21 protein-coding genes are annotated in these 22,169 nt (G+C 40.9%); 13 read left to right on the top strand and 8 right to left on the bottom strand.

What is annotated here, in order from left to right; translation table 11 throughout:
- Positions 1-281: 281 nt before the first annotated feature.
- The gene (locus tag V7K32_RS05725) at positions 282-1,301 is read right to left on the bottom strand and encodes a substrate-binding domain-containing protein (protein WP_334991100.1); all 1,020 of its coding nucleotides are present in this window, start codon (positions 1,299-1,301) and stop codon (positions 282-284) included.
- A gap of 1,898 nt (positions 1,302-3,199) precedes the next feature.
- Here V7K32_RS05725 and V7K32_RS05720 point away from each other — a divergent pair.
- From V7K32_RS05720 to V7K32_RS05670, 11 genes are all read left to right on the top strand, one after another.
- On the top strand, positions 3,200-3,817 hold the full coding sequence (locus tag V7K32_RS05720) for a hypothetical protein (RefSeq protein ID WP_334991098.1): 618 nt from the start codon (positions 3,200-3,202) through the stop codon (positions 3,815-3,817).
- Between the two features lie 25 nt (positions 3,818-3,842).
- Positions 3,843-4,214, top strand: a complete 372-nt coding sequence (locus V7K32_RS05715; RefSeq protein WP_100900009.1) for a hypothetical protein — start codon at positions 3,843-3,845, stop codon at positions 4,212-4,214.
- The gene (locus V7K32_RS05710; RefSeq protein WP_334991096.1) at positions 4,168-6,915 is read left to right on the top strand and encodes a hypothetical protein; all 2,748 of its coding nucleotides are present in this window, start codon (positions 4,168-4,170) and stop codon (positions 6,913-6,915) included. The genes V7K32_RS05715 and V7K32_RS05710 overlap by 47 nt, the downstream gene beginning before the upstream one ends.
- 168 nt (positions 6,916-7,083) lie before the next feature.
- Positions 7,084-7,965, top strand: coding sequence for a hypothetical protein (locus tag V7K32_RS05705; protein WP_334991094.1), 882 nt, complete (start codon positions 7,084-7,086; stop codon positions 7,963-7,965).
- A 176-nt stretch (positions 7,966-8,141) separates the two neighbouring features.
- Positions 8,142-9,203, top strand: coding sequence for a hypothetical protein (locus V7K32_RS05700; RefSeq protein ID WP_334991092.1), 1,062 nt, complete (start codon positions 8,142-8,144; stop codon positions 9,201-9,203).
- Positions 9,204-9,441: 238 nt separating this feature from the next.
- Positions 9,442-10,269 (top strand): hypothetical protein, encoded by an 828-nt coding sequence (locus V7K32_RS05695; RefSeq protein ID WP_334991090.1) that lies wholly within the window; start codon positions 9,442-9,444, stop codon positions 10,267-10,269.
- A gap of 116 nt (positions 10,270-10,385) precedes the next feature.
- Positions 10,386-11,090 carry a hypothetical protein gene (locus V7K32_RS05690; RefSeq protein WP_334991088.1) on the top strand — a complete coding sequence of 235 codons (705 nt, stop codon included), beginning with the start codon at positions 10,386-10,388 and terminating at the stop codon, positions 11,088-11,090.
- Positions 11,087-12,721: a hypothetical protein gene (locus tag V7K32_RS05685; protein WP_334991086.1), complete on the top strand. Its 1,635-nt coding sequence runs from the start codon at positions 11,087-11,089 to the stop codon at positions 12,719-12,721. The genes V7K32_RS05690 and V7K32_RS05685 overlap by 4 nt, the downstream gene beginning before the upstream one ends.
- Positions 12,722-12,845: 124 nt before the next feature.
- Positions 12,846-13,415 (top strand): hypothetical protein, encoded by a 570-nt coding sequence (locus tag V7K32_RS05680; RefSeq protein WP_334991084.1) that lies wholly within the window; start codon positions 12,846-12,848, stop codon positions 13,413-13,415.
- A 425-nt stretch (positions 13,416-13,840) separates the two neighbouring features.
- Positions 13,841-14,080, top strand: coding sequence for a hypothetical protein (locus tag V7K32_RS05675; protein WP_334991082.1), 240 nt, complete (start codon positions 13,841-13,843; stop codon positions 14,078-14,080).
- Positions 14,081-14,143: 63 nt separating this feature from the next.
- On the top strand, positions 14,144-14,401 hold the full coding sequence (locus V7K32_RS05670; RefSeq protein ID WP_334991080.1) for a hypothetical protein: 258 nt from the start codon (positions 14,144-14,146) through the stop codon (positions 14,399-14,401).
- A gap of 170 nt (positions 14,402-14,571) precedes the next feature.
- Here V7K32_RS05670 and V7K32_RS05665 read toward each other — a convergent pair whose 3' ends face one another.
- Positions 14,572-16,311 (bottom strand): ABC transporter ATP-binding protein, encoded by a 1,740-nt coding sequence (locus V7K32_RS05665; RefSeq protein ID WP_334991078.1) that lies wholly within the window; start codon positions 16,309-16,311, stop codon positions 14,572-14,574.
- A gap of 100 nt (positions 16,312-16,411) precedes the next feature.
- Positions 16,412-17,626: a lipid-A-disaccharide synthase-related protein gene (locus V7K32_RS05660; RefSeq protein WP_334991076.1), complete on the bottom strand. Its 1,215-nt coding sequence runs from the start codon at positions 17,624-17,626 to the stop codon at positions 16,412-16,414.
- Between the two features lie 109 nt (positions 17,627-17,735).
- Between V7K32_RS05660 and V7K32_RS05655 the strand changes: the two genes are divergently transcribed.
- Both V7K32_RS05655 and V7K32_RS05650 read left to right on the top strand, forming a co-directional pair.
- Positions 17,736-18,005 (top strand): hypothetical protein, encoded by a 270-nt coding sequence (locus V7K32_RS05655; protein WP_334991074.1) that lies wholly within the window; start codon positions 17,736-17,738, stop codon positions 18,003-18,005.
- Between the two features lie 2 nt (positions 18,006-18,007).
- Positions 18,008-18,202, top strand: a complete 195-nt coding sequence (locus V7K32_RS05650) for a hypothetical protein (protein ID WP_334991072.1) — start codon at positions 18,008-18,010, stop codon at positions 18,200-18,202.
- 101 nt (positions 18,203-18,303) lie between these two features.
- Here V7K32_RS05650 and plsY read toward each other — a convergent pair whose 3' ends face one another.
- The 5 genes from plsY to V7K32_RS05625 form a co-directional block, all read right to left on the bottom strand.
- Positions 18,304-18,981: a glycerol-3-phosphate 1-O-acyltransferase PlsY gene (plsY, locus tag V7K32_RS05645; protein ID WP_334991070.1), complete on the bottom strand. Its 678-nt coding sequence runs from the start codon at positions 18,979-18,981 to the stop codon at positions 18,304-18,306.
- A gap of 78 nt (positions 18,982-19,059) precedes the next feature.
- A complete protein-coding gene (locus tag V7K32_RS05640; protein WP_334991069.1) occupies positions 19,060-20,322 on the bottom strand; it encodes a DUF3086 domain-containing protein in 1,263 nt (420 codons plus the stop codon).
- Between the two features lie 134 nt (positions 20,323-20,456).
- A complete protein-coding gene (locus V7K32_RS05635; protein ID WP_334991068.1) occupies positions 20,457-20,843 on the bottom strand; it encodes a DUF3119 family protein in 387 nt (128 codons plus the stop codon).
- 131 nt (positions 20,844-20,974) lie between these two features.
- Positions 20,975-21,769, bottom strand: coding sequence for an MlaE family lipid ABC transporter permease subunit (locus V7K32_RS05630; RefSeq protein WP_334991066.1), 795 nt, complete (start codon positions 21,767-21,769; stop codon positions 20,975-20,977).
- Positions 21,766-21,939: a hypothetical protein gene (locus tag V7K32_RS05625; protein ID WP_334991064.1), complete on the bottom strand. Its 174-nt coding sequence runs from the start codon at positions 21,937-21,939 to the stop codon at positions 21,766-21,768. Before V7K32_RS05625 ends, V7K32_RS05630 begins: the two co-directional genes overlap by 4 nt.
- Positions 21,940-22,169 lie beyond the last annotated feature (230 nt).

Here is a 22,169-nt window from a genome sequence, read left to right as displayed (position 1 = left end):
AGATCAACTGTTAAAAAAACTTGGCTATGCACTGCTGAAAATACCCTAAATTTGCTAAATCTTAAGGGCATTCTTAAGAGTTATTGCTATAAATCATCGCCTAAATAAATCCCCAGGATTGTAAATATAATCCTGGGGTATAACCTTCATATCCTTACCAAGATATTTATAAACCTAAGAGAGGCAAGGGCGGTTAAGACCAAAAATGGTATTCACGCAATTATGAAGCTACGTAAGTATTGACTAGAGTTGTAGTCTAGGCTGTTGACTTTGTGCATTACCTACGGAGCAGAACCATATCCGAGAGATGGAGCTAAAGCTTTTGCTTTGGTAATGAACCCTTTAAAGTCTAAGTCTGAGTAATACAACAAATAAGTTACTCCGGAAATGGGATAAGCAGTTGCACTCTTGGGATCGGTCAGATTATCAATTTTAGTCAGCTTAGTACCGTATGTTACAACAGTCCCATCTTTAATAGCCGCTGTAATTGAAGCTGGTGAGACAGCAATATACTTACCTGCCTTGTTAAGTAAGAGTGCGGCAGGTAGCTTAGTTAAACGGGTAGCATTATCCACATAACCAATTGCACCAGGAGTAGCTGCGATCGCCTTGACTACAGCACCACCGCCAGTAGCGCTAAGGAAAGCGGTTGGCCATTTAACAGTTGTACCCACTCCATTATTCCATACACTAGCTCCTGGAATACCTGGAGTCGCAGCAGCCTTACATGCAGTATTGAGATGACTACTTAAAACAAAAGTGCTACCACTTGAGTCAGCACGATGTACAACTTTGATGGGTACACTGCCTGCTATTTGGCCACCGTTATCTGCACTAATGCTCTTATCGTTCCAATTTTTGATGCTACCGTTCAAAATACCACAGTAACTAGCTCGTGAAAGCTTAAGTCCACCTGCTGGTACAGTAAGACCACTAGCGTTATAAGATAATGTGATTCCGACACCGACCACAGGCACTTGAACGTAACCACGACCGCCAGTAACTTTTTCTGTTCCGGCTACGGGGTCGTCACTAGCTGCAAAAGAGATTGGGCTAGGAATAGCTGCTGGTGCGGTTTGAGTGAAAAAAGCTGTTAACCCTTTGCCACTACCAACTGGAGCATAATTGATTTTTAGAGCTGTAAATAAAGCATTTACAGTGCTTGCACCGGCACCATTAGGAGGGGTCTGAGCTAGAGATTTCTGAGTAGCAGATTGACCTGCTACTAAACCAATTGTGAGGGCAAATAGAGAAATTGAACCTGCCAACTGGGTCAATTTGCGATCGCGATAGAAAACCATATCAAGTTCCTTCAAGTTAATTTTAGGGTTAAACAAACCAACAAATCCAAATCAAGTGTCAAACTGGCAATTATAAATAACCTTCTTTAAGCAGAAATAATTGACCTTAACAAGGTTATTTATAAATAAAAAGCTTGCACAAACCCCTGAAACATGGAGAACAATTAAAAAGCAAATAAAAAATAATATATAGAGCGCATTTAGCTATTGCTAATCGACTCCATTACATATTATTGTTTGCTAGTCAAAAGCTCTACATTTTAAAGTAAGTTTGTATAAATAAACATTCAGTTGCTTTATCAGGGAGTTATTACTGGGTATTATGAATCGTGCCTCAATTCACATTGCCAGTCTTTTATTTTTCCTTAAAAAGCTATGTTTATTTTTACCCACTTAACTTATTTACGATCGCAATTTTATTTCAATTGCAAAAATCACTTTCTTTCATGTAGATGCACAGCAGTTTGCCACAAGCTACTACTAAGGTGCGAAGTAAAGAAAGTCATGATCATTAGTAATCGTTTCCGATTGCTATAGCTAATAGCTATTAAATTTCGCTAACAAAATCAACAATATAATCCTAAGGTAAAGTCCAAGTCATGATTGCATTATGAAATGATTAAGAAATTTAAATATATTTTTGGATAAAAGTATTTTAAAAGTGGTTTTTGTAGCGTTTTTTTATTAATCTGGCCAGAGAAAAATCGGAAGCTTTCGCTTGTATATGGTTTTCGTTAATTAAGCTTTTTTTTAAAGGTGTTAATAAGTATCTTATAGAACTTAGGTAGTTTACAAATTAGTCAGCATGTGTATCAAGGAAAATACTTTGTTTCAACATTTTATTTAGTTGCTGCGGCGTAGCCCAACCCAGGCGTCGCAAAAAAATAGCTGATAAATTTAGCTAATAAGTTGTTTCAGGCTTTTTTTAATTATCGTGCGATGCCTACGCCGGTAAACTACGCAAATAGGCCATACTGTAAGGAACTGAAGTTCCTTGCTAATAACAAAAGTCTTCTGTTGATAACTAAATATACCTAAAAGTCTTTAGTATACTTTAGTAAACTAAAGCTTGTAGCCTTGAACTTTAGTTATAGACGGGTGAATAAGCCAACATTTAAGCTATTTCTAGGCTTTTCTTGACACCAATAAGCAATGCTGTACTGTTAGGTAAAGATGTGGTTTTTAAAATTAATTTAGTATTTCTTGTCAATGCGTAAGTCCAATAAACTTTGTTATTGATTTTATCCAGATGACTCACCCTGCACTTAGTCGCAAACATAACTAAAGGGTTTTTAAGTATTTTCTCCCAAATCAAAGGCAAAAGGATAAAGCATTATTTATTTCCTGCTAGTGACGGTAGACTGAAATTAATCACATGTGAATGGTAATGTTAACATAATAAATCTCGATAATTATTCCCAAAAGCCTTGGCAGATGGAATACTTTAATCACAACGCTGTCAACTCCCCCAAAGTTGTAGCAATTAATGTAGTATATTTTGTAAGGTCTGATCCTTACAAAACGGTGACTTGGAGTAATAAAATGTTTCCTATAGAACTTGTAACAATGCTCCCAAGCATTGTCTCGCGTTTCTACCGGATTTACCAACCTCTAATTGAGCCAACGCTGGGATAGAAAGAGCTTAAAAGGACTCTCGCAGTTATGCTTTAAAGCTGGAAACCTAGTTTCTCAAACCCTGCATATTTTCCTTTTAAACTAAAATTAATATTTCATTAACTTAAATGAATAATAATTTGTATCCAACGTAACAATTTTCTGGAAAATTTATAATGTTCTTCAAAAAAAATGTTAAATCATGTTAAATTAATTTAAGTATTGTAAATTTATTGTAAATTTTTAGACAATAAACACTCAAGTAAACTATAGGAAAATTAGCAATGTCTAGACAAAGTTCTCACAAGAGAAACTTTTTCAAAGCTTTAACTGGTAGCGCCCTCAAAGGATCTCAGAAGTTAAGATTGGGATTGGAATCCAGCTTGATGATTCTGGTGGAATCCGTACCCTTTTTGATTGCTTGTGCTGTACTTATAAGCGTTATTAGCCTAAAAAGTCCTATCCTGCTTTTTTGTTTACTAGTTGGTAGTTTAATTACAGTCATCATCCAGCAAATGGGGCAGCAGGTGAATTTACCAAGGCGATCGCTAATATTATTACAAATTTTAGCAGCAGCCGTAATTTTGAGTTTGTATTGGTTAGACTGGTTTGCAGCCCCTGCACAAGCACAGTTTTTTGGGGAAGCTGAAAAGTTTTTCAAAAGAAACTTAGGTGGAGCATCAACAGCTGGTGGTGGTAGTGAGACAGCAATAAGTTTGATATTTAATGTGTTGCGGGCGATTTACTTACTCTATATTGCAATTTCTCTAGTTGGTGTGATTAACGCAGTGCGTAAGGATGAGGATTGGCAAAGTATTGCCAGAACTCCCCTATTAGTCGTTGTTGCTGTTACCATTGCTGATGTACTCACACGCTTTGTAATTGGTCCACAAGGGCAGTAAATAATTCAAATATTTCATATTTCAAATGTCTCAAGAGCGGGAACAAGATTTTCGTCCAGTCAATCAGGTTCTAGGAAGCCAACCCTCATTAGGGCCAATCCCTGCCGATCAAATTCTTCCTTGGACGGTAATTGCCTTAGCATCCTACTTTATTGTCAACGGAGTTTTTGGTGGGATTTTCCAAGAAGAATTTCAAAAGTGGTTGTGGACAATACTAATGACTGGTTGGGGAATCGGAACTTGGTGGATTTTAACTGGTGGTAGGAGTTGGAGTTTTTTAAGTAAATTTATAGGCGTTCCCGCTTGGACAAGAGGCTTTGCTCGTTATCAGAGCTTATTGGAAGTTAACCATGAAGCAAAAAATCGGAAAACAAAGCGTCGGCGTCGCCGGAAATGAAGGTAGATTAACACCATTTGAAGATGCCTTGCACTTGGCGACAATGCTACGTGTCGCAATGAATGGACGTGATATTGGCGCATATCTTTTGACAAAAGGCACTCAAAGAGATCGGTTTTGCTTTGTTTTTGGTTTTGACTGTAAGGGAATTCATACCACTTTAAGAGCCGAACAAATCGATACACTCTTTAATAACATTGAAGCCGGATTAAAAGACATTCCTAGCGGTGAAAGAATGACACTGCATTTGGGATCTTTTAGTTCCGACAAAGAGCGCCAAAAAGAATTAGTATCGCTAATCAGAAATGCGCCATCACGAGATATCAAATATTTGTTGATGGCAGAAAGAGCCAGAGTCAAAGAATTGACTATTTCTGGTATTCGTAAGCCGAAATTCTTACGTATTTATGTCACTTACACCATTGAATCTAACTCCAAAAATGCCGATGATTGGATAGAGAAGCTTTTAGTTAAAGCTGAATCATGGTGGTTAAAATTTAAAGGGGATCTTTCAGAAGTAGAAAATCAGCGCATTGAAACCCTGATAATAAATGCTTATAAGCAGGGTTTTCTGCGTTGGGAACAAATTTTATCTAATCAAATGGGATTGGATGTCAAACCTTTGAAAGCTGACGAACTCTGGGAGGGCATCTGGAAAAGGTTTAATGATACGCAGCCAATCCCGATTCCCCAGTTGATGACTTTAGATGAAGAAGGACTGCACGAGGAAGTTAATTCAGATTTAGCTAGTACTAAATTACTTTTAGATAATATCCACGGCACAACTTTGCTGATGGAGTCTAGCGTACCTTGTGCCGATCGCCGTTGGGTTAATGTTAACAATCGTTATATTGGCGCACTATCATTTCTGGAAAAACCCGGAGGTTGGCCAAATAAATCTACTCAATTGCGATATTTATGGGAACTGTTGGCTAGAGAAACAGTAGTAGATACAGAGATTTTTTGTGAGTTGACTGCGGCAAATCCGGCAATGGTGAAAACTACTTTGCAACGAGTCTTGAAGCAGTCAAACATGACAACAATCATGGCTCAAGAAAAAAGTAAAACTATTGATGTCAACGCGCAATTAAAGCTGAAGAAATCGGTAGCAGCACAAGAACAATTATTTGAAGGTGCAGTCCCGATTTATACGAGTATCGTTATTTTGGTACATCGTCGAACTGTCGATAAATTAGATGAGGCAACAAGATATATTGAAAACTGTTTTCAACGTCCAGCAAAATTAATTAGGGAAACTGAGTACGCCTGGAAAATTTGGCTGCAAACTCTCCCAATAGTTTGGGAAGGTTTGTTAGCTACACCTTTTAATCGTCGCCAGCTATATTTAACCAGTGAAGTTCCCGGATTAATGCCTTTGGTTTTAACTAAACGGGGTGATAAACAAGGCTTTGAGTTGATTGCTGAAGAAGGCGGAACCCCGGTACATTTAGATTTGTTTAATCAACACAAAAATTTAGCTTTGTTTGCGACAACTCGTGCTGGTAAATCGGTGTTGGTATCAGGGATTTTAACTCAGGCTTTGGCACATGGGATTCCGGTTGTGGCGTTAGATTTCCCGAAACCTGATGGTACATCTACTTTCACTGATTACACAGAGTTTATGGGGGCTAATGGAGCGTACTTTGATATCTCCAAGCAATCGAATAACTTATTTGAACAGCCAGACTTACGATCGCTAGATCCAGAACAACAGCGCGATCGCTTTAACGATTATACCGCCTTCCTAGAATCAGCTTTGATGACAATGGTTTTAGGATCATCCACTGAAAGTCAAATTTTATCGCAAACCGTGCGATCGCTCCTCAACTTAGCTTTAGAAGCCTTCTTTGCTGATGAGGGCATAAAAGAGCGATATCGGCAAGCGATGGCGGGAGGATTTGGCACTCAAGCTTGGCAGAAAACCCCTACCTTAAAAGATTTTCTGTTTTTCTGTTCATCCGAACACTTGCAGCTAAGTACTTTAACTGGCAGAGTAGAAGACGCTCTTAGTCAAATTCAGCTGCGCTTGCGGTTTTGGCTTTCGAGTCGCGTAGGACAAGCCATTTCTGCACCATCTAGCTTTCCTACCGATGCACAACTATTAGTTTTTGCTCTCAGAAACCTATCAGATAGTGAAGATGCAGCCGTACTATCTCTAAGTGCTTATTCAGCAGCATTACGACGCGCATTAGGTAGTCCCGCTTCTATATTCTTTATTGACGAAGCACCAATTCTATTTGAATTCGAGCAAATTTCTGACTTAGTTGGCCGAGTTTGTGCAAACGGCGCTAAAGCCGGGATCAGAGTTATCTTATCAGGACAAGATCCTGATACAATTGCCAAATCTAAAGCTGCGTCTAAGATTTTGCAAAACTTGACAACACGATTAATTGGACGCATTCAGCCAGTTGCAGTCGATAGTTTTGCAGATATCTTAAAATATCCCCGCAACATTATTGCTCGTAATGCCTCAGAAAGCTTCTTTCCCCGGAAAGAAGGCGTTTATAGCCAATGGCTGTTAGATGATAACGGTATTTATACATTCTGTCGTTATTATCCAGGTTACGAACAATTGGCCGCAGTTGCTAATAACCCTGCTGAACAAACTGCCCGGAGTAAAATGATGCAACTTCATAGCGATAAATATGAAGCAATTTCTGCATTTGCACGTCAGTTAGTGGCTACTCTGCGTAGTAGTTAATCGGCTTCTGTAAGCAGTTAAGAGTGATTCAAAAAGTTATATAGAACTCCTATTTGATTTTTGAAAAAACTCCGTATAACTCGAAAAAGCTGATTCCCTACTCCCTAATCCCTACCTTGCTATAAATCATAGTTAAAAAGCTAAATTACCTTTTTCAGGCACAAATGTATGCGAAAAACTACCATTTTTACTCTGACGTTGCTATCTCTGGCAATTCTACCAGCAATGGCACAAGTTCAACTGGGATCGGGATTAGGCGAGGTTTGGGCTAATTTTAAATTATATTCCACAGATATGGGAAAATATTTTCAAAATAATGTGAGCGAAAACTTAAAGCCTGTAGAAGCACAGACTCGAAATGCTCTTGAGAGTGCCAAGGGAAATACAGAATTGAAGATACCTAACCCCGTCGATGCCGGACAAAATGTTCGTGATAACATTATCTACGAATCTTATCGTTCAGAATCTAAAGCAAGCCGCTTTGAAAATAATGCAGCAGTACGGGCAAATTTAGTTAGTAATGAACTCAATCGTTTTATTACCCGTGGAGCAGCAGAAGCTATTCTTGGTAAAGATGGACAAAATCGGACACAAGTAAAGTTAGAAAATACTGAAAACACACTAAAAGATATTGACGCAATTACCGATACGGCGGGGGCAGGGAACAACCTAGATAGTGCTAGATTTGATAATTTAAGTAGGGGAGTAACGAAAGCTGTACTAGATTCAACGGGTGTAGGAGCGACTCTTTCGGGTTTATCAGAGCTAGGAAAAATCCTAAATGAAAATAATTTGCAAACTATTAAGATTCAACGCGCACAATCAGCAATTATAGGTGAAACATTTGCTCAGACAATACAAACAAATCAGTCTTTACAATATTCTAATTTAAATTTAGCAAACATTTCTCAGCAGGTAGAAGAGGCGAATCGCGCTCGCAGAGTAGATACATCTACAGAAGCGGCGCGACTTTTACGAGCTACTTCTCAACTAGATTTGTTTGGCAGAGAAAAAGTTGGGAAGTCGGATTTGAGGATAAAAAAACTCTAATTTTCCATACAATCAATTTTTAAAATCCTTAAACTTCTTACAAACCAACAGGAAGTCTAAAAAACAGTTTAGTAGGGTGTCTTAGCGACAGCGTAACGCATCAAAAGCATCCTGGATGATGCGTTATATTCCTAACGCACCCTACGAAATCTAAAAAAACAGCCCATCAACTCAAAATGCAACTTGCTATTCAACTAATTTTTGCCCAAGTAGGTGCCCAAGTAGGCATTGATGAGGTTCTCGATAATGGTGCCGCAACTTCTCGAAGTATTGCCGATGGTTGGAACTATCAATGGAAGGATTTATTACTAAATAACACTAGTAATAACTTGTATGGAGCGCTGACAACTCTGGGTATTTTTTTTGCGGTAGGAACCCTGTTATTTTTTATGATACAATTCCTCAAAGACTTAATATCCTACGAATATAGTCGTCCAATATCAGCTTTAATCTGGCCTTTTGTCGTGGTGATCCTCTTAAGTAATTCAGGTAAAGGAAGTATCCTTTCTAATCTGACACTGGGATTACGGGATTTTTTAAATAGTGTGAATCAGCAAGTATTGGTAACAGCAGATGCGAATAAAATGTATCAGCAAGCACTAAATATGAGTATTGCAGAAGAAGTAACTGGTTCTTTTCTGCGTCCTTGTCAATCGCTTACTGGGGTTCAACAAAATCAATGCTTTGTCAGCGCTGCCGATAAAATAAACATTTTATTGCAAAAATATAGAAATACATACGGAAAAGAACCTTGGATAAATAGGCTACAAACTAAGATAGATTATATTAAATATGACAAAGGCTTTCTATCAGAAACCTCATTTAATTCTTTGTTAGGTTCTACAGTCCAAACAAGCATCAAAAACTTTTTAGTTTCGTTGCAATATGCCTTTCAAAATTTGATAGAAGCTACGATGTTGCTGATAGCACTTTTAGGGCCAATAGCTATAGGTGGATCTTTACTGCCTGTAGCTGGTAAACCTATTTTTGCATGGCTGACCGGATTTTTATCTATTGGAATCGCCAAGATTTCATTTAATATTATTGCTGTGCTGACTGCGGCAGTTATTGTAAATGGTCCAGGTAAAAATCCTAGTGCTGATCCCGACTTAATGTGGTTCATAATTTTTTTGGGAATTTTAGCACCAATTTTATCGTTACTTGTGGCTGCTGCTGGCGGTTTTGCAGTCTTCAGTGGGATCAGCAATACAGCTTCTTTAGTAAGGGAGAGAATATAAATTCAAATTTCAAATTTCTCAAAATGAATAAAGTTTTGATAAATGTCGTAACTGCTGAATTATATGCAAATCGTAATTAATATAAGACCTCTAGCAAAAGTCCCTAACACCCCAACCCGTACCCGATGCTTTGGGGAGGGGAGACAAAGCGTAGCTTTGGCGGGGTGGGGTTCTTATTTTTGATTTACGCAAGAGGTCTATAGAATAGCTGAATTTTTTTGCAGGAGGAGGTGAGTAAATGGTGCGTTTATTAGAAAAAAGACAAAGAACGACGGCAAGTGTTTTGACAATTTTTGCGATCGCAACCTTCAGTTTACATATATTAGTTTTATTTTTATTCTTATTACAAGGGCTAAATATTCGCCAACTCAGTCTCAGAAAAGCTCCTAACTTTGTGCAATTAATAGATGGTAAACCAGTAGCTAATATTGATGATTTAGCAAGAGATCCAGAAGCAATTCGCCAATTCATCAGCAAAACGATGATATCAATGTTTAGCTGGTCTGGAACCTTACCAGCACAAAATATCGAGGAAGTTGCAAACCCTAAACCAGATTTAGGAGTTCTTATTCAAACACCTCAAGGGAGTAGCCAAAAAGTTAGTACCAGCAGTTGGATAGCTAGTTTTGCCTTATCCGAAGACTTTCGCAAAGGTTTCTTAAGCACAGTTGCAGAAATGACACCGGCAGAAGTTTTCTCTGAAAATCCCAGCCTAGCTATGACATCACAATTAGTTATTAAGCGGGTTTATCCGCCAAAAGAAATTGCCCCAGGTAAGTGGCGAGTGGGTATAGTAGCCGATTTAATTCAAAAAAACCGAGTTAGTGGTGCAAAACTCATAACTCCTTTTAATAAAGATTTACTGGTACGTGCAGCAGACTACTTTGGTAATCCTCAAGCCGACAATGGCACAGACTTGCAAAAAGCAATTTATAGTGTCCGCGCTGATAGATTAGAAATTTATGAAATTCGTAACTTATGTTTGCTAGATCGCAACAACAGCCTTAACAATGATAAATTTACACAATGCGGGTCTGGACAAACATCTGATAGCTTTATCAGATGAGTAGGGAGTGCGGAGTAGGGAGTAGGGAATCAGCCTTTTTGAGTTGAGGGCTTTTTTAAAAAATCAAATAAGACCTATAGATTTATAATTCACTAATTCAGTTTATATAACTATTAATGCAATTACTCAAACCAGAAAATAGGAAAAATAACCCATTGCCACTGTTAGCAGTCGGAACATTTGGGTTACATGTATTTACCTTGCTTTTACTACTATTTCACGGGTCTATGTTACAGCAGTTAGGCCGTCAACTCACACCTCAAAGTTTAGTGCAACTTGTTGATGGTCGCGCTATAACCGTAGACCCCGAACCCAATTTAGAGCGACAGCCAGACGCTATCCGGCGGTTTGTGGGTGAAACTATGAGTTTAATGCTTACCTGGTCAGATCAACAGCCACCAATGCAAGTCTGGGAAATTAGTTCGCAACTGGTAGCTGATAATTTTAAACAAAAACTTAAGACAGAACTTACCAATTTAAATCCAGATAGCCAATTTGAAAATGTTAATAGGGGAGCAGAGAATATATTAGTAATCCAAAAAATCTCTCAACCTACACAAATAGGTGATGGAAAGTGGAAAGTGGAGATGTTTGCTAATGAACTAGTATTTAGCGGTTATGATAGGTTGGGAAAATCAACTTCGTTTAATAAACAAATTTTAGTTAGAGCAATAGATCAACCCGCAACTTCCCTACCAAATGCAGCACTACCATTGCACTTCGCAGCTTACCGCCTTGGTGAAGCCAGACTAGAAATTTATAATGTATGTGATATCAAAGATAAAAATTGTTCTGGAAATCCCAATCAAGCTTTACCATGACTAAATACTCAACTCCTGCAGAAACACCTGCTCAAAATGGATTTACTCTAGGCGCTGACGCTCACCAACAAGATGTAGAATCTTTTGATTGGGAATCGCGGATGTCAAGGTTAGTCGGCTTTGAAGAAGAATCTTCTCCCGATACCGAAGGATCAGAAGACTCTGCAACGCCGCAAGAGTCGCTATCTCTTCCACAAGAAGTTCAGACTAAGCAACCTCTATCATCTAATCCCTTTGCAAAGTTAGGCTTGGTAGGAGCTGCTACCTTTGCGATTGTTTTGGTGGGTGGTGTGTTTTTGTCGCAGTTGATGAGTAGCAATCCCAAGCCAAAAACTATTGTTTCTCCACAAGTGCGTGAGCAGCCAACTGATGAATCTACCTCTCAACAGCTAGAAGGCGAAGTAGATACTTTGAAAACTAAATTAGCTTTGACTGAACAAGCAGAGATGGTGAAAGCCGCCCAACAACAGCTCAGAACTGTCAAATCAACGCCGACAGTAGTCTTAAAAGCAGAACCGCCAGTATCTTCTAGAGTTACAGAAAGAGTGATCCCAACGCCCCCACCAACAGCTTACATACCTCGGACAGTGACAGTTGAGCGCATTGTTAAAGTACCTGCTTCTCAACCTTTGCGATCGCCCCAACTACCAGTTGTAACGCCAAACACCCAACCTCAGACTGTAGTCAATATAACACCAGCATCTCCACCAAGTCCACCACCAAGCCCACTTGATGAGTGGAGAAGGTTAGCAAAGTTAGGTAGCTACGGTCAAGTTAATACTACCGATCAACCTAGTAACATCGCAGCTGCTCCTGAACCTGCAAACAATCAGCCGCCGCAACAACAACAGACACCACAACCGCAAACTCCCGCTCCTGCGGAGAGTCAAGCACAACCCGTAGGACAAAAATCCTTAGCAGTAGGGACTAGTGCTAAAGCTGTGTTAGCAACAGCAATATTTGGAGAAACTACTACTAAGTCAGGCGGTGGTGATGAAGGAGGCGGAGGGAAAAACGTATTTGTGATCAAATCGCAAGAAGCACTAAAATCTAAGGATGGTACTACCGTTATACCTGCAAACACCGAATTCCTTGCTGAAATTAGTTCCATTAACGAACAAGGTCTTATGCAGATGAACGTAACCAAACTTATCTCGCAAAATAATGGCAACCCTACCGAACAAAGCTTACCTAACAATGCAATTATTATTCGCGGTACCCAAGGTAAACCTTTAGTAGCAAATAAATATCCCGGTCAAAGTTCGTCTATAGCGTCAATGGATGCAGGACTATTCGTTTTGGGAGGTATTGGTAAAGCAGCAGAGTTAATAAATCGCCCTGATACCAAACTCGTGCCATATACTATAACATCTAGCACCACAGTTGAGAACGGCGAAACGACGACGAACAACAACAACAACAACAACAACACCACCAGTACTGGTCTTACTACTATCACTGAAAATAGACGCAACCTTGCAGCTGCGGTTCTGGAAGGTGGTATGAACTCTGTAGTACCCCAAATTGCCCAACGTAATCAACAAGCGATCGCCCAAATGTCACAACCAACTAATATTTGGTTTATGAAAGCCGGCACAAATGTTGAACTATATGTTAATCAACCAATCTAGTTTTAAGAGGTAGGATTTATACCAATTTTAGATTTTTGATTGGGTAATGGTAATTGGGAATTAGTTTTATTTCTATATTTCCCATATTCTCTTGTTCTATGTACCAATTTCCCCATTTGCAACCATGAAAAATAATCCTAAATTGTCAGGAAATACCTCAGGTAATTCTTATTTACTACCTATAGCTTCCTTAATTTTCTCGGTTGCTATGTTATTGTTGGTAGGCCGCGCCGGTGCTAATAACGCTGTTCTGCGTTCCATATTTTCCTGTCAAGCACAGGGTTTAGGGGGAGCAATACCTACGATAGACGTTTGGTATCAACAAGGAACAAACTTAAGCTTTATTCCGGCTGGAGAAGTAATTAAAAAAGTTTGGTTAAACGATCCATCTCAGGTAACTATTGACTTTGATGGTCCAGTATGTATGCAGTTTGGTCAAAATAATAGTAGTGGAGGAGATTGTAAAAACTCCTCAGCGAATGTAATTCAACTCAGACGAATTCAAAAACTAGATATTCCTGGGCTTCCTCCCACTAGCAATACACTTTTAACAGTTGTTACCGAAGGGCAAGGTAGAAATAAGTTGTATACTTTTCGAGTAATATATAAAACAGATAACCCTGAATATCACACTTTAGCAGTTTTTGCCGATCCTTCTGGTCAAGAAGGAGCTTGTGCTAAAGTTTCACAATAAATTTATAGCAGGGAAGACAACTGAAGTTTGCCTCGACAAAAAGCGCTGAAGCCTACGTATGTCTGCATTGTGAGTTGTCAAAAGCCTTGCTCTAATATCAAGTCTGGGTAATTAGTTATGATTCTAATGGTCAACAAGAGGACAAGGATCTGGCATTTCTAGGCTTTTGTTGACACCTATGGGGGAGGCCAGACAAAGCGTTATGGAGGATCTAAGTCTTTGGGCAGTTTTCTTTCTTTATAGAGCAAGGTTAAGATAGGGTATAGGTATTGATGTAGTTCAATCAATTGAAAAACGCTATAACTCAACTGATTTAACTGACTCAGGCATTTTCAGCCTACATGTTTATAAATCTTCAGATAAAAACTAACCACAAATGCCAAATCCGTGCAAATATAAAGAAAAGCTTAAGAGGTTACAGACTCATGGTCACTGCCAAAATGATGCAACAGCTTTGGGCTGTAATCGAGTCTACCCAGGTCAGCACCCTGCTTCAGTTTGACGATGCTGCTTTAGTACAAGTGCTTCTCCAGCAGTTAAAAGCGAAGCAGACTATTGATCCCCAGGCAGATAGCAGCCTTAATACTTATATAACATCTAAACTGCCCTTGATTCGTGATACGGCTGAAGGTCGGTTATCTTTCGGGCAAGGCGGCAATAATTAGCACTATAAATCAAATAATTCCTCACCGCCAAGCATACGCTCAGAGTTGAAACTGTTGAATATTATGAATAACTGGCTAGTAATTGCCCTAGTAGCTTATCTAATTGGAGCAGCGATTGAAGGGGTGACTACAGCCAGTCAGCTATCTCATTCAGTGCCAGAATTAGCTAAAAGCACACAAGCTCACCCTTCAGATTCTGCCACTGAGTCTAGTTCAACTTGGCGAGTTGTGGCCGCGATCGCCTCAGTAAGTATATGTGGAGCTTTTTTGTGGCCTTGTCGCCTTTTCCACCGTTTAATTAAAGGCAAAGTTAATTCCTAAGGGACTGACAAGAAATAAATTATTCCAATAAACGAACCACTTCAGACAAGGCAGCGCGGTCTTGGGGGTTTCCCCCATGAGCGACTGCCGCACAGAGAACGCAGAGAGAAGAAATAGAGAGAGTTTTTGCGTCAGTTTTGGAACATTTTTTTATTTGTCAGTCCCTAAGCTTAATCCTCATCTGTAGAGTAAAACTGTTGGGCATAAAAACGGGCATAGCGTCCTTCCTGAGACAGGAGGGAGGTGTGAGTACCAGATTCAACCAACTGTCCTTGTTCTAGTACGAGAATGCAGTCAGCCCTACGAACGCTGCTCAAGCGATGGGCGATAACAAACACGGTACGGTTTTGCATGACTCGCTTGATCGCTTCTTGAACTAGTGCTTCTGACTCCGAATCTAAGGCAGAAGTAGCTTCATCCAGGATGAGAATTCGAGGATCATTGACGATCGCTCTGGCAATGGCTAATCTTTGGCGTTGTCCTCCAGATAGGTTAACTCCGCGCTCACCAACCCAGCTATCGTAACCTTGGGAAAACTGGGTGATGAACGAGTGAGCGTTGGCAATCTTTGCTGCTTGCTCAATTGCTGCAAAATTTAATTCTTCTAGACCATAACCAATATTTTGGGCGATCGTTCCTGAAAAAAGGGTAATGTCTTGGGGAACAATGCCAATTTGACGGCGCAAACTGAGCAGTGTGACATCGCGGATATCAATATCATCAATCAAAATTTCACCCACTTGAGGGTCATAAAAACGAAGTAAAAGGTTAATTAAAGTCGATTTGCCCGCCCCAGAAGAACCAACTAAGGCAATGACACTACCACCAGAAGCGTGCAGACAAAGATCCTTGAGGACTGGCTCGCTGGGATTGTAAGCGAAATTGACATGACGATACTCTACCTTACCAGCAATTCGTGGCAGTTCCTTAGCATTAGATTTTTCAATTAAACTAGGCTGCTTCGCCATCAATTCCAAGATGCGTTCGACGGAAGCTTCGGTCTGTTTGTACTCGTTGTAATTGCTAATCATCAAGTCGATTGGCTGAATCAGTAAAGCCACAGCAGCTAAGAAACTGATAAAGCCTTGAGCTGTCAGCTGATTCTGAGAAATCTGCCATCCTCCCAAGAGAAACAGCAGCATAATACTAACTGCTTCCAAAAAACCAACAACGGGAAACTGGATGGATTTGAGTTGTTGAGCGCGATACTTAGTTTGGCGATTGCGTTCTGCTTCCTGATTGAATCGCTTGACTTCATACCCTTGTGCTGCAAAAGCTTGAACGACGCGAATTCCGCTAAATACTTCAGTTAACAAAGCCGATAAATTGGAAACTTGATTTTGACTCTGGCGAGATAGCACAAGTAATCGCTGACCAAATAGCCCAATTAGCCAAGCCATCAAAGGAGCCAAAATCAAACCCGCAAGGGTAAGGGGCCAATTCAGGTAGAGCATGTAAATGGGAATCGCAATTAACTGCAAGAGATTGGAAAGAAACTGATGGGATAATTTGTCTACAATCTCGCCTACGCGATCGATATCTTCAGTCAAGCGATAAGTGAGGTCACCCGTCTGTGTGGTTTCAAAGTAATCCAATCCGAGTTTGTGCAGGTGAGCATAAACCCGCTTCCGCAAATTTAAAACCATATTGAGAGCGGCAGCGATCATAAAGACATTCTGCCCGTATTGACAAAGCCCTCGAACTAAAAATACTAAAGTAGCTACTCCGAGCCAGTAGGCAATTTGGTTAACATTTCCCTGACCAACAAAAAAAGCGACCTGACCTGCTAGGTAGGGTATTGCTAGGGTGAGCAATACAAATCCTAAGATACAAGCGAATCCCCGAACTAACAGCGGCCATTCTGGCCACAGATAAGGTAACAGTTGCCAGTAGCTAGAGCGGACTTTCATAGTTCAATTCTTTATGTTATCCTTACCGAAAAAAGGCAGGGGGCGAGGGGGAGAAATCAATTCAAAAATCAAAAACTTCTGACTCCTGACGCAATTTCTACTAAGTTTCTCTTAAAGAGGTTAGCAGAAAGCGGGCTATTCTCTCAGATGCACCGGGCGGTCCAAATCGCTCAGGGCCATTTTTTTGACACTTAGCGAGATAGTCTGCATCTTGTAAAGTCTTGACCACTCGTCGGGCCGCTTGTTTGAGAATCTCTGGGGTTGCTGGCTCAGTGCCGATAGTTTGGGCAGAAATGCCCAATAGCCGTGTTTGCGCCTCTGCAAATTGATAAGTAAATTGAGGGCCTTCTCCGGGAATTTGGATAATTGGTTTGCCGATCGCCACCGCTAAATCTACTGCCAACCCTGCCATGCCAATCACGAGGTTAGAGTAATATACAATATCATTGAACGCATCTGAGTAACATCTGACTTCTACAAGCGGTGATTTTTCAGCATAACTTCCTGGAGGAGAATAGGTAAGTACGCCTTGAGTCAGTTGCCAACCTTGACTTTTAGCAATATAGTCTAGTTGCTCCATCAAATTTGGCACTAAGGCCGCACGAAACTGGAATCGTGACTCAGGCATTACCTTGGCAATTTCTACGATCAGTTGCAACTGCAAACAGAAATTTCGGGCTGCTTCTGGCATGCGTGAACCTGGCAAAAGAGCGATCGTTGGAATGTCCGGTTTCAGGTGCAAGTCTTTGCCAGCAGGAAGGAGGCGATCTAAGGCCGGAATACCACCAAATCGAGCTTTAGCTATCCCTTGCCGTTGGAGGTCAGAAGCGGTATAGGAATCTCTGGTGAAAACTGCCAGACATCGAGCAGAATTCAGATCGTGCCACAGCAGAGGATTGATATGCAATCGACCTTCATAGAGGGCAGAAAGACAAGAGATAAACGAGACGAAGGGGCGCTTTGTTAAGTAAGCAAATGTCTGGGAGACAAAATCCCCAGTAGCCATAATCAAATCGCAGTTGGGAGCATACTGCAACACTGCTTGTAATTGTCGCCACGTTAACCCAAGCAGTCCCGATTGAAAATCTTTGAGCAAATAGAGGCGCTTCATGTAGAAGAATCCTCCAGAGGGCATGGTTTGTGTGGGGCCAATAATGGGAATGTCCAAGCTGCGGTAAGCTTTTCCTTCCCCTACAATCGGCATTGCTGCCATCTCCAGAGAAGGACACAATTGGCGCAGGGTCTGAATAACATGGGAGGTGTGGTTATCCTCTCCGTGGCCGTTACTGATAAACAAGATTCGCTTAGAACACATCTTGGGGTTTGGATTGGTCTAAAATGCTTAGTGAAATTTTTTACCTACATTGGGCGTGTAGGTCAACAAAGTAAAAGGGACTGAGGTAGTTGTCTGTCAACCAGAAAGAATGGTTGAGGATGAAATGCAGATGAATGCAGACGGAAGTATTTTGAAAAAATCCGTTAGCAGATCGCTACTATCGAAAGCCGTTTGGCAAGGAGATTCAGATGATCCATTTACTAGAAGAAAAAGCTCCAAGACAAATGAAAGTGATGAGAACAATATTCGATGGTGTACGGATGAAAACGCCCATCTTTTAATGGCTGAATATTTACTTTTACCCTTATCATTACTCACAGCCATTACTCTAGGACTTACGTACTTTACAAATACATAGTGATGTGGATTAACGATCTTGAGGAAGTTTTCAGGCTTTTCTTAATTATCCTGCGATCGCAAATAGCTGTGCGTCGTGCCTTATTACAGATAGATTACGAAGATTATTTCGTGTGTCTGCTCAAATTATTTAATCTACAACCAAATACTGGAGAAACTGTTGGTAAGAAAAGCAAAGTTCTCAAAGGTTCATATTAGATTTAATCTTGTTGCTTACTCTAAACTCCAGAAGAGATACCAGGCTCACTCAACGGCTTGCTTAGGGCATTGCTTGGGGCGAGGTATATACCAAAAACTTATTATGTAGTTTGTTGTGGTGTCGCTACATTTTGCCCAATTTTTGGTTCTGTTCCAGCCCTCAGTCGGTCAATATTAGGGCGATGGCGCAAAATTACATATAACCCACCGGCAATTCCAAACAGAATATATGGTAATGGTTGATGTAAAATTACCATGAAAATGGAAACAGCGATCGCACCTGCAATTGAACTCAAAGAGACAATCCGCGATATTGCCACCACAATAGCAAACACACCTGCTGTTGCTAAACCCACCTGCCAACTTATTGCCAACAAAATCCCCAAGCTAATAGCAACCGATTTACCACCAGTAAAGCCCAAAAAAATTGATTTACTATGTCCCAGGATGGCAGCTAACCCAGCTATTGTTATTAACCACGGTTGCCACACTTGGACATCTACCGTTGGGGGGATAAAATTTTGAATTGGGTTAAAATTGAATAACCAGTAAACTAGAGCGCTCGCTAATACTCCCTTTAAGGCATCAAGTACTAAAACGAATGCTCCTGGCCCTTTCCCCAACGTTCTTAGTACATTAGTTGCTCCAGTGGAACCTGAGCCAACTTGCCGAATATCAATACCTTTTAACTGCTTCACAGCAATGTACCCAGTGGGAAAAGAACCCAGGAGGTAAGCTATAACTACAATTGCCCCACACAGAGTTAACCAAATAGCCATAATAAAATTCACACATTCAAAATTCAAAAAAGTCAAGAGGTATTACTCTTGACCAATGACTAATGACTAATGACTCATTTAAAAGTCATCATCATAGTTTCTCACGGTTTTGGGGTCAGGAGCAAAAGCTAACCATAGGGGAAATTGCAGCAGTGACAGACTAATTTGCTCCTCTGAATCATCAATGATAATTAAGGGCAGTTGATTGGCTTTGGTCAATCGCTCTGCTTTCTGAGCCAGAGCATCAGACGCTTCAAATAATACCACGCCCCGGTCTGGTCCGAAATCTGGGCGACCGATTCCTAGACAGTCTTGCAAGCCGCGCCGCCATTCACCCAATCGCTCTGGTGTATTAGCTAAGACTAAAGTACGGACGCGATCGCCATACAGCTTGTGTAATATGGAAATTGCGGCTGAGGCAATCAAAATATTTTGTAAGCGGCTACCCATTGTCCGCAAACCACCCCGTCCCCCTTGGGTAAAAAACCAGTTAGAAACTCGTTCTGCGTGGATTGGTTCAAAGGTACGGCGTAGTTGCCACGCTGGGCCATAGTAATCTGGTTTATTGCGGTATTGGTCAATTAGGCGGCGAATTTGCTTAGTAGTATCTTGAAACTGCTGTTGGGCAAATTGCGGTATTCCAGGTTGGCTTTCAACTGGTTTAGCCTCTTTTACAGATGGTTTTTCTCGTTCCACCACACTTGGCGTCAGTTGCAACTGTTCAGCAGCAACGGCCAAATCCTGTAAGCTACCCGTGAGATAGTCTTTAAAACCCTGCACCCGAATTGCCAAGTCTTGAGATGTACCAGCAAAAGTGGTTCGCATCTCGTTGCGGATACGTTCTTGACGGCGTTCTAGTTGTTCTACAGAAATTTGCAGGGTTTGTTTGCGTTGTTCTAACTGCACCAGTGACTCTTGTACAATTCGTCCCAGTGAGGTTTGAGTTTCACCCAGTTGTGACTGAAGGTTTTTGTAAAAAGCTTGCAGCTTGGCTATTTCTTCCTTGAGAGCAGCTTCAGCGCTCTGCAACTCTGCTACTCGCTGCTCTGCTTGTGCATATAATGAATGGTTTTCTGATCCCAGTGCGGTATTTTCCAGTTTCGACTGGGCTACAAACTCGCCATTTGAATTTTCTGTTAGCTCTACAGTTGTAGAATCTACCACTTCTGCATTAGAGATGAGTGGCTCCATTGTGTAGTCCTCTGATGAGCTAATGGCTCCTGTTTCTCCCACTGACTCAACAGATGGATTGAGTGCATGTTCAACTGCATTGTTCTCTTGTTGTTTTTCTGCCAACCGCTCATCAATTGGTTCTGGGGTTTGAGATGCCTCTGGGTTCATAAACAATAGTGTAATTCCTATGACGCGAATAAATAGCTTTCAGAAATATTAGAATTGACCTGCCATAAAAGTCCTGAGTTATGAGTGCTGAATTATGAGTCTACGAAACGACTCAGCACAGATGGAACTCAGGACTAAATACGCGGACAACGTTGTTCTAAGCAAGTTTTCAAGGTATTGGGATCAAATAAAATCGGCAAAAAGTGAATACTTTTAATTTCTTTAAAGTAAAACAGAATGGGGACTCCATTCCAGAAGATCCGCCAGTTTTGCCATTCCTGGTAGGGAAAGCGCCGAATTAATTTTTCGCCTCTGTAAATATCTAAGTCGGTGGCGGTAAATTGCAAACGCAGCGTTAACGCCTGAAACATGAGAAACAAACCAAACAGCGTAAAAACGGAGCCTACCCACGGTTGTACCAACAGTAGTGGAATAGCGGCAATCACCAACACTATAGGTATATTGTAACTAGGCTTGAGTTCCACAGTTGATGTGGAGTTAGGAGCAAATGAACTGGCCACAGTCTTAAATCCTGCTTTATGTACTAGGCATCTCTATCTCCTATTTTAGGAGTCAGGAGTCAGGAGTTAGAAGTTAAGAGTTAGGAGTCAGGAGTTTTAACTCATAACTCATAACTCCTAACTCCTCACTTTTACAGCCCTATGAATGCACTACCAGTCCCCTGAAACATTAACCAAGAAAGAAAAAAGTTGCTAACAAATATAATTAGCAAGGCAGTCACAACAGCACTTGTGGTTGACTGTCCTACACCTTTGGCTCCTCCTGTTGTCGTCAACCCCCAACTGCAACCAATTACGGCGATTAAAGTGCCAAAACAACACGCCTTAATCATGGCGCTAACGATATCCCAGATACCAAGAAAGTTACGGGCTGAGTCTAAAAATGCCGTATCAGACAGGTTGTAGAGATTTGTCGCAATTATTAATCCCCCGAACATCCCTGTTACCAAAGACAGGAGGGTTAAAATTGGTAGCATTAAACAGCAAGCAATGACACGGGGGATAACTAGGTAATCGATTGGATCTGTTTTCAACATCAACATGGCATCGATTTGTTCTGTGACTCGCATGGTACCGATTTCGGCTGCAAAGGCAGAACCGACTCGCCCAGCCAAAACCACTGCTGTCAACACCGGAGCAAGTTCTCGTGTCAAAGCGACAGAAAGGACTCCACCGATAATATTTCCTGCGCCAAAGTTGATAAATTCCCGTGCTACCTGAATGGTAAACACTGCGCCAACAAAAATAGCCGTCAATAGGGCAATAAATAAGGAATCTGGCCCAACTGCTGCCATGTGTTGCAAGGTGTTGCGCCGATGGATTTTGCCCTTCAATAGGTGAACTAGTACTTGCCCACCCAGAAAAATCGCCGCCAGCAGCCGCTGACTCCATTCTCCTAAACTGGATTTGGATGTAGTCTGGTTCAATGTTCTGTAGCTAACTCGGTGACTGCCTTAAGAATAGCGGAAGTCATTGGGATAGGGAATGGGCATTGGGCATTGGGCATTGAGAATTGATCAATAAATAGTTCTTCTTCCCCTGCCTCCCCTGCCTCCCCTGCCTCCCCTGCCTCCCCTGCCTCCCCTGCCTCCCTCATCCCCACTCCCCACAGCGCTAAATATTAACTTTGATTAAAGATGCTCTCAGAAAATGAAGCTCTTATTAAAGGTGTTGCAAACTAATAAATAAGGCTAATTTCAGCTATAAACTTGATTGTGCAAGGGTTTTGTAGATTCAAATTATTTTTGATATCCTCAGCATGTGCTGTAACTGGTAGCCGTTTATTTTAATGAAAACTTAAGATTTTTGACAGATTGGTTGGTCAGG

The sequence above is a fragment of the Nostoc sp. genome (assembly GCF_036917635.1).
Taxonomy (GTDB): Bacteria; Cyanobacteriota; Cyanobacteriia; order Cyanobacteriales; family Nostocaceae; genus Nostoc.
Note: the sequence above shows the minus strand (reverse complement) of the source record. Positions and strands in the feature narration are given on the sequence as shown.

Excerpts from the sequence above, each read along its gene's own strand:
- V7K32_RS05725 (WP_334991100.1), bottom strand. The coding sequence starts at position 1,301 with ATGGTTTTCTATCGCGATCGCAAATTGACCCAGTTGGCAGGTTCAATT.
- V7K32_RS05720 (WP_334991098.1), top strand. The coding sequence starts at position 3,200 with ATGTCTAGACAAAGTTCTCACAAGAGAAACTTTTTCAAAGCTTTAACT.
- V7K32_RS05715 (WP_100900009.1), top strand. The coding sequence starts at position 3,843 with ATGTCTCAAGAGCGGGAACAAGATTTTCGTCCAGTCAATCAGGTTCTA.
- V7K32_RS05710 (WP_334991096.1), top strand. The coding sequence starts at position 4,168 with ATGAAGCAAAAAATCGGAAAACAAAGCGTCGGCGTCGCCGGAAATGAA.
- V7K32_RS05705 (WP_334991094.1), top strand. The coding sequence starts at position 7,084 with ATGCGAAAAACTACCATTTTTACTCTGACGTTGCTATCTCTGGCAATT.
- V7K32_RS05700 (WP_334991092.1), top strand. The coding sequence starts at position 8,142 with ATGCAACTTGCTATTCAACTAATTTTTGCCCAAGTAGGTGCCCAAGTA.
- V7K32_RS05695 (WP_334991090.1), top strand. The coding sequence starts at position 9,442 with ATGGTGCGTTTATTAGAAAAAAGACAAAGAACGACGGCAAGTGTTTTG.
- V7K32_RS05690 (WP_334991088.1), top strand. The coding sequence starts at position 10,386 with ATGCAATTACTCAAACCAGAAAATAGGAAAAATAACCCATTGCCACTG.
- V7K32_RS05685 (WP_334991086.1), top strand. The coding sequence starts at position 11,087 with ATGACTAAATACTCAACTCCTGCAGAAACACCTGCTCAAAATGGATTT.
- V7K32_RS05680 (WP_334991084.1), top strand. The coding sequence starts at position 12,846 with ATGAAAAATAATCCTAAATTGTCAGGAAATACCTCAGGTAATTCTTAT.
- V7K32_RS05675 (WP_334991082.1), top strand. The coding sequence starts at position 13,841 with ATGGTCACTGCCAAAATGATGCAACAGCTTTGGGCTGTAATCGAGTCT.
- V7K32_RS05670 (WP_334991080.1), top strand. The coding sequence starts at position 14,144 with ATGAATAACTGGCTAGTAATTGCCCTAGTAGCTTATCTAATTGGAGCA.
- V7K32_RS05665 (WP_334991078.1), bottom strand. The coding sequence starts at position 16,311 with ATGAAAGTCCGCTCTAGCTACTGGCAACTGTTACCTTATCTGTGGCCA.
- V7K32_RS05660 (WP_334991076.1), bottom strand. The coding sequence starts at position 17,626 with ATGTGTTCTAAGCGAATCTTGTTTATCAGTAACGGCCACGGAGAGGAT.
- V7K32_RS05655 (WP_334991074.1), top strand. The coding sequence starts at position 17,736 with ATGGTTGAGGATGAAATGCAGATGAATGCAGACGGAAGTATTTTGAAA.
- V7K32_RS05650 (WP_334991072.1), top strand. The coding sequence starts at position 18,008 with ATGTGGATTAACGATCTTGAGGAAGTTTTCAGGCTTTTCTTAATTATC.
- plsY (WP_334991070.1), bottom strand. The coding sequence starts at position 18,981 with ATGGCTATTTGGTTAACTCTGTGTGGGGCAATTGTAGTTATAGCTTAC.
- V7K32_RS05640 (WP_334991069.1), bottom strand. The coding sequence starts at position 20,322 with ATGAACCCAGAGGCATCTCAAACCCCAGAACCAATTGATGAGCGGTTG.
- V7K32_RS05625 (WP_334991064.1), bottom strand. The coding sequence starts at position 21,939 with ATGAGGGAGGCAGGGGAGGCAGGGGAGGCAGGGGAGGCAGGGGAGGCA.